Genomic DNA, 15,140 nt, shown 5'->3' with positions numbered 1-15,140 from the left:
GCAAAGGGCCCACAGGGCCCTTAACTTTATGGAGCGCATATCGCGCCAAGGAGTGCCAATGCTAACCAACATCAATACCACCAGTTCCAACAACCTTGTTCCGTTTATCCTTTACTTCGAAAAACACCGAATTGAATGGAAGAAACTCGCTAAAGAGCATCAAATCCCAGAAGATTTGACCAACAGGACGGTTTGGCTTTCTTCTCAAAAAGTCATGTCGTTTCTGATGGCGATGATGCGCCACAGTAATAAAAGGGTGGGAGTCGAAGTTGGCAAGCTGATTACGCTTGGTCAAATATCTAGCTCCTTGGAGGAGAGGCTAGAGCAGTGTCATGATTTAGGTGAAGCCATCGTCACCTTAATTAAGCTGATGCCTGAACTCAATAGCCACGTCGTGATTTGGGTTGAGAAAATCGAAGGTCATTGGTACCTATGTCATAGAAGTGAGTATCACCCTTCAACCCCAGGCTTTGATCAGACAGAATGGTTTCGCTCATTTGCTCTATTATCAATGTGTCGATTATTTCTGGGTAAGGATTGGTTACCAGAGCATGCCTACATGTGTCTTGCGGAACATCTGACCAAAGGCTTACCCGTAGGGTTTTCTAAAACAGCGTTCAGCTTTGGACATCCTTTTGGGGCGATAAGGGTCGATCTTGAAGATGAGTTCAAACCTATCCCCCCTTCAGTAGAGAGCGAACTAGAATGGTCACAGAGAGTAAAGCGTCTGTCACAGACTTATGCAGTGTTACCATTTTTTAGTGTTGACTGGTTTGCCAAGTTCTTGAGTATGTCAGCCCGTACATTGCAGAGACGGTTGGCAGAGCATGGATTGTCGGTAAAGCAATTGCGTGATGAAGCGAGAAGAGAGGTGGCGACTGAATTGTTAGCGCAAGATGGCCTCTCTCCAGAAGAGGCCGCTTGGCGATGTGGTTATAATGATTTGTCTAACTTTAATCGCGCTTTTCGAGTCTGGCTAAATATGACTCCGGCACAATATCGTAAACAGCACTTCAGTGCGCGTAGTTGAACTACGCGCAGACAGTGGTGTTATTTTTGTTGGCGACGGATAGGTTGACCAGCTTTTACCGTGGTATCGAGTTGAGTGTTGTTTACCACGATCTCACCATTAACCAGTAGCCAATGTACGCCAACAGCAGGATGGTTTGGATCTTGGTAAGTACCGACATCCGCGATAGTTTCTGGGTCGAACACGACAATATCAGCATCCATGTTTTCTTGAATTCGGCCTTTGCGCTTCATTTGTGGGACAAAGTCTTCAAGTAGTTGTGCTGGCATCAAGGTCATTTTTCTTAATGCTTCAGGCATAGACAATAAACCACGTTCGCGAACATACACTCTTAATACTTTGGCAAAGGTACCATTTGAGCGTGGATGAGAGAAAAGGTCTTGAGGCAAAGGCCATTGATCTCCCGCGTAGTTATCTACATGTCCTTCCTCATCCATATGCATCCAGAACATTTCATCAGACTCGATAAGGACATCAGGACTTAAGATTGATGCATCAAGTTTGGCGAGATCTTGTGGGTTATTCTCATCTAGAAAGTGCCAAACAATGAAGGTACCAGGATTGTTTGCCTGATAGTCAGCGAGCTGTTCTTCAGTCATACGCTCTTTTCCTAACTGGAAGTTTTCCGCTGTTGAACCCATACGTTCACGCCAGCCTTCTCCTTGGAACATCGCAGCACCGACAACAGTACTCGCCGCGCCGTATGGGTAAGCGCCGACAGTGACATTAATGCCTTGTTCTTTCGCTTTTTCAACCATTGGAAGAATGGTATCAATGTCTTTGAGTGACGTGCTATTGATATGGCATAAATGCATATGTGCACCAGTGATTGCAGCGTTGCCAATTAGCTCCTTAACGGCCTCAAATGAACTTTGCGGTTCCGAGTTACTTGCATAACGAACGTGGGTATAAGTCGCCACATCTCGTTCTGCTGCCAATTCTGCCAGCGCGTAGTACTCTTTTTGACCATGACCTGGTGCGTAACCCGCATTGATGCCAATACCTAGGCCACCTTCGTCAAGGCCCTGTTCAATCAGTTTAAGAATCTGCTCTTGCTGTGCCGGTGTCGCGATATCCATCTTCCAATCGTTACGCGATTGCGCCTTTTGAAAGTAATCGGCAGTGGCTTCTGGTTGAGTATCACTAAAAGTCGCGATGCGTGCATAAGTCCAACCCGCGGCTGCACCATAGTTAAGAGGTAATCCTTTTGCGCCTTGTGCTTGATACCAGTCACTGATTGGTAGCACACCCGACTCTAACTCAAGCATCGTTGTTACCCCCTGCATCGCTTGCATGCGGTAGTCACCAATGTTTTGTCCGTGGGCATGTACGTCAATAAACCCTGGGGCGACAACTTTGCCTGTTGCGTCAATCGTCTTGGTGCCACTGATCGCATCGGTTGTAATGGTCGCGATTTGGTTGTCTTTGATACCAATATTGGCGATTGAATCAAATTGTGTCTCTGGGTCAATGACTCGGCCGTTCAAAATGACAGTATCATAGTCAGCCGCGAAAGTGATGGGTGCCAAAAGGGCGAGGCTAAGTAACGATGCTTTCTTCATCATAGAGCTTGAATGTCTCATATTGGTCTTTCTCATGTCTGTTTTATATAGTCGATAAAATCCTAATTAAGCAACAAAGTGGTTTGGTGAACTCACTTGTTATCAAACCATCCGTTGCGTTCTGGTGAAGATAATAGGAGATTTGCCGGGATAGTTTTAGGTCACTTTGCGCCATGTTTTCATCCAGCTATCTCTCGCGTGAATTAACAAAGAGGATGCCATCCTTATACGTGTTCGACGTCTACCAACGAATTTGGTTAGCGCTGTTGTTATTTTCAATGGCGAGAATGCTCGGTGCTGAGCATGTGCCTAATTGGAAATGATGTGGCGCAAAATGACCCAATAGTTGGCGTGTAATGACCTATTTGCAGGATGGTGAAAACTTTATAGTTCTCCGCAGATTCGATACAGGAGAACTATGATGAAACTTTTTACTAAAACACTAATTGCCACCGCTTTGCTTGCTTCTGGCGCTAACTTGGCGTGGGCTCAAGACACCACAACGGATAAAGTGGATCCTTCCGATCTCACCTCTGTGAACACTTCTGGTTACGTAGGTATGAATAACCAAGGTGATGTTAAGGTCTCCGCCTCATTAGGATTTGGCTTAGATAACGGTCAAATGGCAATGGGAACGCTTGAGGGGACGTTGGACAACGACGGCAAGTACAAAGATAGCCGCGCCCAATACTACCATGTGTTTAATACGGGCAATCGCATTGCACCAAAAGCCGCAGCGTCACTAGACATTATCGACAACACAAACTTTACGACGGCTGCAGTAGGGGCGATTTCGATGATCAATCCTGGGGTGGAAAATTTTGTTATGTTTGGTCGCGTAGGAGTGTTAGCGGGCCAATACGATGAAGGATTCACTAAGGCAATGGGCGAGACTGACCAAGATATCGTTGGCGGTATGGCGGCTGCCTATTTTTCATGGAAGCCTGGCGCTGATGGTACTTACCTAATGTTCTCGCCAGAATACACATATATGGATGGCAGTATTGAAACTTCGACACTAAAAACGTCACTGACGGTAGGTACGCCTTTGTCTGCGGATGGTAAGCGCTGGGGACAGTTTAAGCTGGAAAACACCTATGGCAGCATGGAATCATCAAAAGTAAACATCGATATTGACGATACCGTTGCTTGGGCTTTCTACAAGGTTTACTTCTAAGCCTTTTATCCAGTTTCCTATTTTATTGCAGTTATAACTCTCGCAGAGACTTAATGCGTGACATCAAATGAAGATAAATGGTGTTTAACGCTTGAACGCGAGTGCTACTAGCAGAGGGCCCATCTGGGCCCTTTGAAAATTGAAATCGTTGAGTAATCAAGTGCGAATATGGGCTATCACTTGGTTGAGATCCTCGACGTTTTGCTGCAAGTCGACAACAATCGGTTGAAGCTGATTGATGGCCTCGCTCATATCAGACGAAAGGTTTTTGATGTTCGCCAAATTACCGGATATTTCACCGCTGACGGCGAGTTGTTCCTCAGTGGCAGCGGCAATGGAGGTATTGAGCTTGTGTATTTCCGCCGCCGAGCCTTGAATAGTGCTGAGGGCTTCATTGGCAACGCTCATGTTTGAACGTGTTGACTGCATTTTGTCAGCACTGCTGTGAATTGTGACGGTAGACTCTTTGGCTTTTTCTTGTAGCGTTGAGATGATGCTTTCGATCTCTCCCGTCGAGTCTTGGGTCCGCTGGGCTAGGGAGCGAACTTCATCGGCAACCACTGCAAAGCCTCGTCCTTGTTCACCGGCGCGCGCCGCCTCGATTGCCGCATTGAGTGCAAGAAGGTTTGTCTGCTCGGCTATCGCCTTAATCACGTCCAGAACATTTCCGACATTATTTGATTCTTCGGCAAGTTGTTGAATGATATGTGAGGTATTCGTGAATTCTCCCTCTAACTGAGTGAACTCATTGGATGTCTTATCAAACACTTCTTTACTCGTCGATGCTTCTTTTTCCGCGCTCCCTGCATACTGTTCGGCCATATTGGTGCTCTCGGCAACATTGGATAATGCCGTGGTCATCTCTTCCATAGCTGTCGCCGCCATCTCCATTTCTTGGTTCTGTTGGCCTGCCATATCTATGTTGCGTTGAGTGATAGATTGAATGGACTGCGAAATGGTTGAAATAGTGGCGTTAACTTGATTGATTTTGCTGATGGTTTTCGCGTAGCTCACTAGGACTTTGTTGATTGTGTTACCAATGATGCCGAGTTCGTTATTGCTCTTATCATCGACACGAAGGGTGAGATCAGAATTGGTATCGACTTGTTGCAATAAGGTCGCCATTTGGTCGATCGGTTTTACCACGCGGCGATTGACCAATACATAGCCAACAATTGCGATAACAAATACAGCGATTAATGAAATATTACCGATCAAAACGGTGGTTTGAACCTCTTGGGCTGCCATATCAAACTGTCGATTGGTTCGAGCTTCGAGCTCTTGAAAGAACGTATCGATAGGTGCCATGATCTTGGCTTTCTCTTGATGATATTCCTTACTATGCAAAAGTGCTGCGGCCATTGCTAAGTCGGGTTCTCCCTTTTTGGTATAGTTGCCTGAGCTATCCGGATATAGCCCTTTAACCGCGTTCATTGCTTTGACTTCCATGTTGACCAGAGCATCTGAGTTTTGCTGCGCTTGTTTTAACAGCTTGAATTCAGATTGGGTGAAGCCTAGGTTTTCCATCATCTGTTGCAGAGAAATTCTCTGGCCGTCTGGTTTTGGTTTCTGACCATAGCTCAACACTAAATCCCAATAGATGGTGTGATAATTTTCTGGGCGTGGTTTTTGGCCGTTGCGGATAGCCAGAATGTCCATGTACATTTTTTCGTAGGTATCATCAGCAGTTAGGACATAGGTGCGGCCTAAACGAGTTAAGTCATCAGAGCTTTGACGTAACTCATCGGCAGCTTGATAGGAGTGATAACGAACTTGTGCCATATCATCCACTTTCTGCAATAGGCCGTTAAGCTGCAAAACAGTGACGACACTGATGATAATGCCTAAGGCGATGACCCCAAACACCAGCTTCATTGTATTGTTAATGTTCATTGTGTTGATCCCTTTTTTACTATGAATCAACTGACGCTGTTTTATAACTTAAGGTAACTGCTCTCTACCTGTTATTATTTGTTATGGTTTAGGGAACTGGTCAAGCAACTGTTTGGCCAATTCAAATTCAAATCCTTCAATAGCATCAATGAATTGAAGCTTCTGTTCTTCGGTCCAAATCCCGAATTGCTGGGCATCTTGAACTATGGTCAGCGCCTCAACATCATACGCTTCCACTAAGCTGACCAAACGTTGGTAGAGTTCGACTGGATCGGCCCCTGTTTTCACCTCGCTTGGTTGTCGATTTTCGTGCCACTGTGCCAATTCAGCGTGCAGCTTTTTAATCATCTCTGCGCAAACTTCCAGCTCACCCAGCGCAGACCTATCTTGTTCTCGGATGCTACGTTCCATTTTAGCCGCAAGTTGCGAGACAAGTTTAATTCCTAAGTTAGCCGAAGACCCTTTTAGTGAGTGGGCCATTCGAGCCGCCATGTCCCAATCTTCTTTATCAATGACTTCTTTAAAGATAGATAACTCTGTGCTTTGCATCTCTAAGAATCGACCTAAAATGGTCAAATAACTCTCTTTATCACCGCCAATATCATAGATGGCTTGCTCAACGTTGATGCCCGATAGGATCGGCAGTTCTGAATCAATGGCGGGAGAGACGGGTTTTTCTTCTTGCAGCAATTCATCGTTTGGTTGTTGTGATGACAGATATTGAACCAGAGTTTGATAAAGGTTGTGCACATTGATAGGTTTGGCGAGATGAGAGTTCATGCCTGCATCTATGCAGCGTTTAACATCGCTCTGCATGGCATTGGCGGTCATGGCGATAATGGGGAGATTTTGCCATTTTGGATTGCGTCTGATCTGTTCAGTGGCAGAGACACCATCTAAGACAGGCATCTGCATGTCCATAAGAACCAAGTCCACCGCTTTTTGTTCAAGAATGTCGATCGCTTGTTGGCCATTTTCAGCAGTCACCACACTGAGATTAGTGCCGTTGAGTAGACCTAAAGCCACTTCTTGATTGACCTCGTTATCCTCAACTAATAGCACGGTTTGTCCATCAAACACGGGCTTTTCGAGTTGATTAGCATGATGGTTGCGAGTGGCTTGTTCAATGCCAAAACTATTCATGATTGCGTCGAGAAGGTTGGAAGGATTGACGGGTTTTACAATCAGAGAATCAATCAGTTTTGATGTGGTTTGGTCTAACGAAATTTCACGACCGTAAGCGGTGACGAGGAAACGTTTTGAACGTTCGAGTAGCCGCTCTTTTTGCGCAGTTTGTAGTAGTTCAACGCCATTTAAACCAGGCATGTTCCAGTCAACGAATAGGAGGTCAAATTGGCTCTGTCGCATTTCATCAAGCGCTTCAAAACCGTTACTTACCGCTTTGGCTTCAAAGTGCATCGCACTTAGCAAGGTGACCAAAATATTTCGGGCGGAGTCGTTATCATCAACCACCAAGGCTCGCTTACCAGCCAGTCCGGCGATAGGTTTGGATATATCACGCATTTTGGCCTCTTGCAGACCACATGTGATGGTAAAAGCGAACGTTGAGCCAACACTTGGAGTACTGCTGACACTCAATTGTCCACCCATCAACTCAACCAGTTGCTTGCTGATACTGAGTCCCAGCCCTGTCCCGCCAAACTGTCGAGTGATGCTGCTATCCGCCTGAGAAAATGCATCAAATAGGTGGCTAATTTTATCTTTGTCGATGCCAATGCCAGTATCCTTGACCGCAAAATGAAGAACCACCTCGCGTTCGGTGACTAATTCAGGACGTACCGATACGACCACTTCGCCTTGTTCGGTAAATTTAACGGCGTTGCCACACAGGTTTACCAGTACTTGCCCGATTCGGAGTGGGTCGCCAATCAAACCAACGGGAACTTGCGGGTCAATATCGAGTAGAAATTCGATTTTTTTCTCTTGTGCTTTAAACGATATAACATTGATCAGGTTTTCAAATACCTCGTCCAAACTAAAGTCGATGGTCTCTATGTTCAATTTACCCACTTCGATTTTCGAGAAGTCGAGGATGTCATTGATTATGCCAAGCAGGTTTTTCGCAGATTCATTGATGCGAGTTAAATATTTCTGCTGAGCGGGATCGAGTTCAGTATTCAGTGCAAGGTGAACCATACCCAAAATACCGTTCATTGGTGTACGTATCTCGTGGCTCATATTCGCTAAAAACTCACCTTTCGCACGGCTCATCGCATCGGCAGTCTCTTTCGCGTCACGGAGTTCGGTTTCCATCTGCTTACGCTCAGTCAGATCAAGTAAGATGCCAACAATTCCGGACACCTTGCCTTGGCTATTACTGAACGACGCTTCGCACACGAGCATGTCGCGTTCCTGCTGGTGTTGGTCGAGTAGAGATAACTCGTAGGTTTTACTTCCTTGCTGAAGTATTAACTCCTGATGAGTATCGTTAAAACACCGCGAGGCCTCTTGCTGACTAAATACTTCTAAGGGTGTTTTGCCAACAATATCTTGCATGGGCAGGCCACATAACTCGCTGAACTTGGCGTTGACGGTCAGGTATTTGCCTTGTGGGGACAGGCAGTACATCGGGTTGGGGGTCGCATTTAAGATCTCTTGGTTGAGCTGAGATTGTTCCAGTACTTTTTGTTCGGCTTTTCTCTGTAGCTCGATGTTTTGGCTCAGTTGGATGCTGACGGCCAAATCATCGAGCATTTGAGTCAGCCACTGATACTGGATTTCATTTAATTCATTGATGGTACCGACTTCGAGTAAGGCGACAGGTTGTTCGTTAACGCAAAGAGGGAAGTAGTAGAGTTCATTGAGCTCTAGACTACCACCGCTGACTGGCATGGTGTATTTGCCCGCCAGTGATGTCATGCTGTAGGGCTTACCGGAAAGAAGAACGCTTAACTCCGTAGAACTGGTGTCTGAAATATGGCTCGCTTGTGTTCCATCGTAGCCAGCACCTGCCACTCGAACTAATTGATTATCTCGATACAAGGAGAGACCGATTTGTTGAATTGGAAATTGATGCAGAAGAAACTGGGTCACTTCTTGGCATAGGTCGAGCGTTGATTGACTGGTTCTTAGAACAATATTGAAGTCTTTGAATAGCGTATTTTGATTGAGTTGCTCTGTTATATGATGAAAAACAACGTTCAGACTATCGATGAAGTGTTGCAGTTCCGCATAGGCTTTTTGAGTAATAGTAAAGGCATAGTTCTTCTCTTTGACTTGATGAACCACCGTTTTTAATAACCGACTGACAGGGCTAATGTAGAGATGCCACAGCAAAGCGAATGAAAGCGCGATCGAAGCCAGCAATATGGTCATTAATGTGAGATAAATACTCCGGTATTCGAGCGCTTTTCGGTCGAAGTTAGTGATGCTATTTTCAATTCGATAAACGATCGCTTGGTGCGCAGAACCGACGGCTCGCATGATTTTCGCCTTTTCGGCGAAGTATTTTTTGCTGTATAGCAGTGACTGTGCGTATTGAAGATCGGGTTCACCGGTGTCTATCTCTTGTCCTTGTTCGAGTAGTTTTATCCCTTTAACCGCAAGAAACGCTTCACGCTCAAGATTGACTAAGCCATCTGACAGCAAGAGAGCGCTTTTGAGTTCAAGAAATTCAGCCTCGCTGATACCAGAATCTCTCAATCTGGTGAGCAGTGGAGTACCTTGCCCACTACTGGTAGAAGGGCGCTGTTCGGTTGAATTTGCTACCAAATCCCAGTATTCATATTCATTGCCTGTCGGCAGCGCCACTTCGCCGTTGCGTACGGCAAGGACTCGATTAAACAGTTCTTCCCAATACTCATCACCTGTCACTACATACGCTCTGGCAAATTTTGTAAGGTGATCTGAGCTTTGTTTGAGTTCTTGTGAAAGTCGGTAGAAGCGGTGCAAGTCATTTAGATAAGTGTGACTTTGTAAACGCAGTTCTGAAACTTTATCCGTAACCACAGACATGGTCACAGCGCAGGCGCCCATTATTAGGAAGAGCAGCATAAATAGTGTGCGAATTGAACGCATTGATTTCCTTCCCTGAGTAGATAGCAGTGCAAGTAACAACGACTTGTCTATAGTTATTGATAAGCTTACCTATTGTTATTCTAGTCTATAAAATGTTTTGGGAAATTTCGTATGGCCGTTGAAAACCTGAGTGACTGTACAGTGCTGATCGTAGATGACTGTGCTGACAACCTAGCGTTTATGGCTCAAGGTTTGAAAGGGAGTTACCATGTAAAAGCGGCCAAGAGTGGAGAGATGGCGCTCAATATCGTTGAGAATTTCGATATCGATCTGATTTTACTCGATATTGTTATGCCAGACATTACTGGATATGACGTTATCCGAGCGGTCACCAGTAATCACAACACTCGTCATATTCCAGTGATATTTCTTACAGGAAAAAGCTCTCCTGAAGATGAAAAACTAGGATTTGAACTAGGGGCGGCTGACTATATTCATAAGCCCGTCAGCATACCATTATTGCGCTCACGGGTTAGAACTCATCTGCAAAATAAGCGCTCAAAAGATATTCTCCTCGACCAAAATGGTTACCTAGAGAAAGAAGTCCTCAAGCGCTCCTATGAACTTGACAGAATGCAGGATGCGGTCGTTTTTGCTCTCGCAAGCCTCGCTGAAACTCGAGATCCTGAAACAGGCAATCATATTTTGCGTACCCAGCACTACGTAAAACTCCTAGCAGAAAAGCTCGCCGAGAAATCTCAGTACAGTGAATGGCTGACACCCAAGATGATTGATACCTATTTCAAGGCAGCGCCACTTCACGATATTGGAAAGGTCGGAATTGTCGATTCGATTTTACTCAAGCCGGGAAAATTGACCGATGAAGAGTTTGAAATCATGAAAGGGCATACGACACTCGGATTGATAGCTTTGGAGAAGGCAGAGCAGTTGTCAGGTGCCCGAAATGATTTGATCACGGTAGCCAAAGAGATCGCCTATGGTCATCACGAAAAGTGGGATGGTTCAGGGTACCCAAATCGCTATAGTGGTGAACAAATTCCACTCAGCGCTCGTTTGATGGCGTTAGCAGATGTCTATGATGCGTTGAGATGTCGTCGTGTATATAAAGAGCCAATGACTCATCAAGATGCCAAAAATATCATCATGCAAGGGGTCGGGAGCCATTTTGATCCTCAGGTGATTGACGCCTTTATAGAGCAAGAAGATCGATTTATAAAAATCGCCCAAGAATTTGGCGATGAGTAACCGTTCTTTAATCAACAGGATGAGTTGGATATTTTACCAATCAGCCTGACTTTCCTGTCAGCTTACAATTCTTTGATAAATGTAAAAAACGTAAATCAGCGGTACATGGTTACAAATCTAAATGATAATGCATTGCATTTGTAATTATGGAGTCTAACAATGAAATTGTCTGCCGTTGCGCTGCTAGCCAGCCTAACTGTATTTGGTGCCAGTGCGAAAATGGTCGAGGTAGAACACGCTCAAGGTACAACCAAGCTCGAATCTAATCCTGAGCGAGTGGTGGTGATCGGTCTTGGAGCCCTTGATACAGTCAAAGCACTGGGCGTTGAACCTGTGGCACTGTCTACGGTCAGTATGTTCCCTGATTACCTTGCGGAATATCGAGACTATCAATTTGTGTCGGCGGGCAGTCTTCATGAGCCAAACTTTGAAGTGATTTATACCCAGAAGCCTGACCTCATTATTGTGGGCTCACGTGCAGCACCAAAGTACAAAGAGCTATCAGAAATTGCGCCGACTATTGTCTACGATATCGATTCAAAGCAGGGGTACTGGGCGAGTACCAAACAGCAGTGGCGTAATCTAGCAAAAGTTTTTGATAAACAAGAGATTATTGAGAGCAAAATTGAACAAGTTGAACAGCAGATCAACAACATTCGTGCGGCTAACCAAAGCAAACAACTAGACGCGCTAACGGTGATGAGTGCTGGTGGCAATATTACAACCTTTGGTTCTCAGTCTCGATTCTCGGCTATCTACAGTGACTTCGGATTCAAAGAGACCGTTGAAGGAATCAAAGAAAGCCGCCATGGAGACTTAGTGTCTTACGAATTTATCAGCCAAAAGAATCCCTCCACATTGTTAGTGGTTGATAAAGATCTACTGATCAACAAAGGCAAGGGCAGTACTGTTCAACGAGATTTTGAAAATGATCTCGTGAAATCAACACAAGCTTACCAGCAAAAACGGTTGGCTTACTTAGACATTAATGCGTGGTATTTATCTGTTGCGGGTATCCGTGCAACTGAGCAAATGATCGCTGACGTCATGTCTGTATCAGCAGCAAACTAATCACCAAAAACTATAAATATTAATCAGCCTCGGGCGTTGCCGCCTGAGGTTTTGTGCTGATGAGGCCAAAAGTGAAAAAGATATTGCTGATACTGATTGTTTTAGGTATCGCGTCACTATTTGTTGGGGTTGGGAAACTGACCCCTTCTTTGTTGTTTGCTGGAGATAGTCAAAGCTGGCAATTGTTAATGACAAGCCGTATTCCCCGTTTGATGGCGGTATTGCTTGCTGGTGCAGGGCTGAGTATTGCTGGATTGATCATGCAGCAAATTAGCCAAAATAGATTTGCTTCACCTTCAACGTCGGGAACGGTTGAGTGTGCAATGCTCGGCTACGTGTTGAGTCTGGTTTTATTTGGTAACGGGCAACAGTTATGGCTGATTTTTGCTGTTTCGATGGCAGGAACCTTGTTGTTTGTTCAGTTTATTAATCGAGTGCAATTTAAGAACGCCATATTTGTCCCGTTAATAGGGATCATTTTTGGTAACGTGATTGATTCATTGGCAACGTTTATCGCCTACAAATACGACGCCTTACAAAACCTTTCTAGCTGGACTATCGCCAATTTTGCCAATCTGCTCCAAGGTGACTTTGAGCTCCTTTATATCGCCATACCTGTGGCTATTTTCAGCTATCTATATGCGGCACGAATCTCCGCGGTTGGACTTGGTAAAGATTTTGCGACCAATTTAGGCCTCAATTATCAGCAAGTGCTGGTTTTAGGCGTTCTACTTGTTTCGGTCATGTCGGCAACGGTTGTGATGATCGTCGGTATGTTGCCATTCTTGGGCCTGATTGTGCCAAACTTGGTGAGCCAATTCTGTGGCGATAACCTACGTAAGAATATTCCAATTACAGCGTTGCTTGGCGCATTAATCGTCCTTTGTTGCGATTTAGCAGGGCGGTTGATCATTTTCCCTTATGAAATCCCGATTTCGACCATCATCAGCATTCTTGGTGGCTCAGTGTTTATTTACTTTATTCTTAAGGGGCAAAAAAATGCGTGATAGCCATAAGTTAATCGCTGTTGCGTTTATATGCATCTTGCTGTGTACGATGTTTATTAGCATTGGGCTTACCAGTGATAACTATCAATACTTTTTGTCTCGTCGAATTCCTAAAGTGCTGGCAATGGTGGCGGCGGGGATAGCAATTGGTCAATCGGCATTGGTTTTTCAAACCATCACTCACAACCGTATTTTGACACCAAGTATTATGGGATTTGATTCCCTATATATGTTTACTCAGGTATTGGTGGTTGTGATATTTGGTGGCATGAGCAGCATTGCTCTTAACGCATACATCAACTTTAGCCTGTCGGTATTAGTGATGATGGGCTTTTCTTTGCTCTTATTTACGTTCTATTTTAAGGGCAAGAGCCACAATCTAATGGTGCTTCTGCTACTTGGCGTGATACTTGGTCAATTGTTTAGCAGCATTTCTTCATTCTTTACCATGCTTATGGACCCGAATGACTTTGCCAGTGTGCAAGCTAACATGTTCGCCAGCTTCAACAACATTAAAGTTGAATTGGTGTACTACTGCTTGCCACTGCTTTCGGTGATCAGTATTACGCTTTATCGGCTTAATCGTGTCTTAGATGTGTTTTGGCTTGATAAAGATAACGCCACTAGCCTTGGTGTCGATGTTAAGCGAGTCACTATGCAAGTTCTCGTTTTAAGTGCGGCGTTGATAGCGATATCGACGGCGTTGATTGGCCCTATTATGTTCTTTGGTCTATTGGTGACCAACTTAGCAAGAGAACTGTTTTCTTCCTACCAGCACAAGATACTCATTTGTGGCGTGTCTTTGCTATCTATCGCTCTACTACTTGGTGGTCAGTGGATTGTTGAGAACCTATTTGATTTCTCAACCACGATTAGCGTTGTGATCAACTTTGTTGGCGGTATTTATTTTTTAACCATGTTGCTGCGCAACAAGATTGTTTAGGTCTTCCCTATGATTTCATTGAAAAGTCTTACCAAAATGTTTGGCCAATTCACCGTCGTTGAAAGCGCCAGTGCTGACTTTGAGAAAGGGCAAGTCACATCAATCATTGGTCCCAACGGTGCAGGGAAAAGCACCTTGCTGTCTATGGCGAGTCGTTTAGTGCCGAAAGATCAGGGGCATGTCATGATTGATTGTCGAGAACTCAGCGAGTGGGACAGTCGGGAGCTTGCAAAGAGGCTAGCAGTGCTGCGCCAGTCGAATAACATAACCATGCGCTTTACCGTAAGAGAAATGGTCTCATTTGGTCGTTTCCCTTACACCCAAGGTAAACTTAATCAGGATGACGCATCGATTATCGACAAAGCGATCGAGTATCTCGACTTAAGCGACATTCAGCATAAGTATCTGGATGAACTGAGTGGTGGGCAACGGCAATTGTCATTTATTGCTATGGTCATGGCACAGGATACAGACTATGTATTCTTGGATGAACCACTCAACAATTTGGACATCAAGCATTCATTACAAATCATGAAAAACATCAGACGACTGGCTCATGAAATGAACAAGGCGGTAGTTGTTGTGATTCATGATATTAACTTTGCCGCTTGCTACTCAGACATCATCATCGCACTCAAGAAAGGGCGAATTGTCGCTCAGGGGAGTGTGGAGCAAGTGATTCAGGCTGAGATCTTAGAAAGTATCTACGAAACACCGTTTAACATCGTTGAAGTTGGTGGCAAACGGATGTGTACCTACTATTAAGCTTAATCAATGTTGAATAAGCCTCGTGTTACGAGGTTTATTCAGCTTTGGTGAGATCTTCGATAATAGGGCAGCTACTGCCTGAGTCGCCTGGACATGCAGACACCCACTTTTTAAGCTGACGTTCGATCTCTTGGAGTTCACGAATCTTGATTTCCACTTCGTGCAGTTTTTCTTTCGCTTTTGCCTTTACTTCGCTGCTTTTGCGGTTGGAGTTGTGCGCTAACTGAACCAATTCCTTACATTCAATCAAAGAAAATCCAGCGTTCTTCGCTCTAGAAATCAGATTGAGCTCCTGAACATGCTGATCTGAATACTCACGATACCCAGATTCGCTTCTGTGGGGAGCGGTGATGAGCTCTTTATCTTCATAGAGACGAATTGATTTGGTTGATAGTCCAGTTAGCTTTGATACGGCACCAATATTCATTGTGTTTCCTTAGTGAGT

Annotated in this window: 11 protein-coding genes; 7 read left to right on the top strand and 4 right to left on the bottom strand. The window is 44.8% G+C overall.

All coding sequences use genetic code 11. The features are described 5' to 3' along the window. Positions 1 to 58 precede the first annotated feature (58 nt). Positions 59 to 1,030: a helix-turn-helix domain-containing protein gene (locus tag ACQEXP_RS08075; protein WP_426969313.1), complete on the top strand. Its 972-nt coding sequence runs from the start codon at positions 59 to 61 to the stop codon at positions 1,028 to 1,030. Positions 1,031 to 1,050: 20 nt separating this feature from the next. Here ACQEXP_RS08075 and ACQEXP_RS08070 read toward each other — a convergent pair whose 3' ends face one another. Further along, positions 1,051 to 2,613 carry an amidohydrolase family protein gene (locus ACQEXP_RS08070; RefSeq protein ID WP_426969311.1) on the bottom strand — a complete coding sequence of 521 codons (1,563 nt, stop codon included), beginning with the start codon at positions 2,611 to 2,613 and terminating at the stop codon, positions 1,051 to 1,053. Between the two features lie 400 nt (positions 2,614 to 3,013). On the opposite strand from ACQEXP_RS08070, the gene ACQEXP_RS08065 reads away from it, so the two are divergent. After that, positions 3,014 to 3,769 (top strand): hypothetical protein, encoded by a 756-nt coding sequence (locus ACQEXP_RS08065; RefSeq protein WP_426969484.1) that lies wholly within the window; start codon positions 3,014 to 3,016, stop codon positions 3,767 to 3,769. Positions 3,770 to 3,925: 156 nt separating this feature from the next. Here the strand turns inward: ACQEXP_RS08065 and ACQEXP_RS08060 are convergent, their stop codons facing one another. Continuing rightward, on the bottom strand, positions 3,926 to 5,662 hold the full coding sequence (locus tag ACQEXP_RS08060) for a methyl-accepting chemotaxis protein (protein WP_269374904.1): 1,737 nt from the start codon (positions 5,660 to 5,662) through the stop codon (positions 3,926 to 3,928). 81 nt (positions 5,663 to 5,743) lie between these two features. Continuing rightward, complete coding sequence (locus ACQEXP_RS08055; protein WP_426969309.1) at positions 5,744 to 9,700, bottom strand: response regulator; 3,957 nt, start codon at positions 9,698 to 9,700, stop codon at positions 5,744 to 5,746. Between the two features lie 111 nt (positions 9,701 to 9,811). On the opposite strand from ACQEXP_RS08055, the gene ACQEXP_RS08050 reads away from it, so the two are divergent. From ACQEXP_RS08050 to vctC, 5 genes are all read left to right on the top strand, one after another. Further along, on the top strand, positions 9,812 to 10,906 hold the full coding sequence (locus ACQEXP_RS08050) for an HD-GYP domain-containing protein (protein ID WP_426969307.1): 1,095 nt from the start codon (positions 9,812 to 9,814) through the stop codon (positions 10,904 to 10,906). Between the two features lie 159 nt (positions 10,907 to 11,065). Beyond that, entirely contained in the window at positions 11,066 to 11,977 is a 912-nt protein-coding gene (locus ACQEXP_RS08045) for a siderophore ABC transporter substrate-binding protein (protein ID WP_426969305.1), read from the top strand. A gap of 71 nt (positions 11,978 to 12,048) precedes the next feature. Continuing rightward, complete coding sequence (gene vctD / locus ACQEXP_RS08040; protein ID WP_269374900.1) at positions 12,049 to 12,984, top strand: iron chelate uptake ABC transporter permease subunit VctD; 936 nt, start codon at positions 12,049 to 12,051, stop codon at positions 12,982 to 12,984. Next, positions 12,977 to 13,927 carry an iron chelate uptake ABC transporter permease subunit VctG gene (gene vctG / locus ACQEXP_RS08035; RefSeq protein WP_426969303.1) on the top strand — a complete coding sequence of 317 codons (951 nt, stop codon included), beginning with the start codon at positions 12,977 to 12,979 and terminating at the stop codon, positions 13,925 to 13,927. Before vctD ends, vctG begins: the two co-directional genes overlap by 8 nt. Before the next feature lie 9 nt (positions 13,928 to 13,936). Continuing rightward, entirely contained in the window at positions 13,937 to 14,692 is a 756-nt protein-coding gene (vctC, locus tag ACQEXP_RS08030) for an iron chelate ABC transporter ATP-binding protein VctC (RefSeq protein WP_269374898.1), read from the top strand. Between the two features lie 37 nt (positions 14,693 to 14,729). On the opposite strand, the gene cueR is transcribed toward vctC, so the two are convergent. Further along, complete coding sequence (cueR, locus tag ACQEXP_RS08025) at positions 14,730 to 15,122, bottom strand: Cu(I)-responsive transcriptional regulator (protein WP_426969301.1); 393 nt, start codon at positions 15,120 to 15,122, stop codon at positions 14,730 to 14,732. Positions 15,123 to 15,140: the final 18 nt, after the last annotated feature.

Source organism: Vibrio sp. TRT 1302 (assembly GCF_050113875.1).
Lineage (GTDB): Bacteria > Pseudomonadota > Gammaproteobacteria > Enterobacterales > Vibrionaceae > Vibrio.
Note: the sequence above shows the minus strand (reverse complement) of the source record. Positions and strands in the feature narration are given on the sequence as shown.